This is a genomic window from Helicobacter cetorum (assembly GCF_900198405.1).
In the GTDB taxonomy this organism is placed as follows: domain Bacteria; phylum Campylobacterota; class Campylobacteria; order Campylobacterales; family Helicobacteraceae; genus Helicobacter; species Helicobacter cetorum_C.
Genome location: NZ_FZMR01000046.1, coordinates 1 through 2,168, shown reverse-complemented (window position 1 = coordinate 2,168; position 2,168 = coordinate 1). Strand labels below are relative to the sequence as shown.

At 32.0% G+C, this 2,168-nt stretch carries 2 protein-coding genes; both read left to right on the top strand.

Annotated features, from left to right (window positions below; all coding sequences use genetic code 11):
- The first annotated feature begins 263 nt into the window (after positions 1-263).
- Positions 264-614, top strand: a complete 351-nt coding sequence (locus C6H25_RS08470; protein ID WP_158653922.1) for a TRL domain-containing protein — start codon at positions 264-266, stop codon at positions 612-614.
- 60 nt (positions 615-674) lie between these two features.
- On the top strand, positions 675-2,063 hold the full coding sequence (gene traF, locus C6H25_RS08465; protein ID WP_233707369.1) for a conjugal transfer protein TraF: 1,389 nt from the start codon (positions 675-677) through the stop codon (positions 2,061-2,063).
- Positions 2,064-2,168: the final 105 nt, after the last annotated feature.

Sequence of the window (2,168 nt, the reverse complement as noted above, 5' to 3'; positions counted from 1 at the left end):
TTTTAATTCTTTTTAAAAATATGTTATAATATCAAAAGTCTATCTGTAATTAGTGTTAATATTTAGAAATTGCAACTATAAACGCTCCTAAAAACTTAATAAGTATATTTAATTATATTCAAATAAAATATTTTAAAATACTTTATTATTAAGAAAATAGGTAAAAGATTTTATTTATAATATTTTTTATAGTTTTAAATATAAATATTTTTATTATTAATGTTATTTACAAATAGAGTTAATATAAATTAAAGGAGTTGTGCGTGTTTTTTTCTAAGAAAAGATATTTTTATTGGCTGGTCTTAGGAGTATTTTTTAGTGGCTGTTCTATTAATTATGGTTTTTATGCCAAGCTAGATGATACTAAACAAAGGGATTTAAAGACTAATACTATGGGACAATCTTGTGTTCATAATATTTTAGGGATTATTCCTATTGGAAGTTTGTCTAATAGGGTAGCCAAAGCAACTAATAAAGCTATTGAAAAGGCGAATAAAAAGGGTATTCAAGGCAGTATTTTAACTAATGCTGTTGTGTATAACTATAACAAACATTGGTTTCTTGGCATTGTTAATACAAATTGCACAGTTGTAGAAGGCAATCTTAGGTTTTAGTTTTTTAGAAAAATGTATAAGGAGAATTAATGTTAAATAAATCTGTTTTTAGGGGTGGTGGTGGTAATTAAGCGCTTTTTTAGCTTGGCGTTACTCACTCCTTGTTTAGTCAAAGCCTTAGAATTTGGCGGTATGGGAAATGTGTCTATGGGATTAGGGGGAGCTGGCGTGGCTTTAGAAAATTCTCAATGGGCGTTGTATTATAATCCGGCGTTGTTAGATATGGACGAAAAGTCTAAATTTGGCTATAGCTTTAACGCACAAGTGGCACAAAAAAATGTTTTGTCGCTTGCAAATCTTGCTAACAATCTCTCAAATAACGGAGGGATTAGTAACTTGGAAAATGATATAGGTAATCTAAAAACCTCTAATAACCAAACTATTTCACAAGCTTTGCAAAACGCTAATTCAAGCATTACTATCAATGCTAATGAAAACTCTCAAGCTAATAATGTGGTGCAAATTGCTAACACAGCTGATAATTTTATTAAAAATAATGCGCTTATGCTAAGTTCGCAAAATGGTTTTGTCTTCCAATATAATTATAGAGGGCGTAAGAAAGAGTTTGTAGGGTCGTTTGGAATAGGGCTATTTGGAAGTGCCTTTGGAGGTGCGAGCGCTAAAACTGATAACGAGCATAACAAACTTATTGTTGATGACAACAACACCTATTATCAAGCTGAAATTAGCTCGCATTCTATCAGTCTTTCACAGACTTCTCAAGCCAATTATAACGCACACTCCATGCTTTCTCCTAGCGCTAATCTGCAAGGGGCTGCGCGTGCCTTAGCTTTAGTGGAAGTGCCACTAGGCTATGGACATGCTTTTAACACTAAAATAGGGCGTTTTGGCGTGGGAATTACTTTTAAATACATTTGGAGTTTAAGCTATGGTATAGGATTAAAAGGCAATGCTAATGCGATGTTAAATGAAGTAGGCTCTATGAATGTTTTTAATAATTTTAGTTTTAATAGTATTCCTCAAACTTCACATTTTGGGTTAGATTTAGGTGGGGCATATTCTATCAAAGGCTTTAGTTTAGGGCTTGTAGGAAAATACCTCAACGCTCCTAAATTTAGCTTAGGGGCTAATAATGGATTTTTACGCATTGACCCCCAAGTGCGTTTAGGCTTAGCTTATCATTATAAATTTTTAACTCTAGCATGGGATATTGATTTAACACAAAATAATTCTATTGTGCCTTTTAAAAAGAGTCAAATGACTGGTGGAGGCATTATGCTAGATTTTAAATACATTGATTTTAGGTTTGGGGCTATGGGAAATATAGCAAGAGATAATTTAGATTATGGCGTGATTTTAACCGGTGGCATTGGCTTTTATAAAGTGTTTGATATATCTATTCAATCTAATTTAAAAACACAAAATTTTAGTAATTATCATATCCCAGAATATGTAGCGTTGCGTATTGGTGGGGGCTATACTTGGTAAATTTTAAGGGATTTCAAAGAATATCAAAGATTAAAAGGGATAATCTCTTATAGTCTTAAAATATCTAACGCTCTTAAAGCATGTCAAAAGCGATAAACATAATTC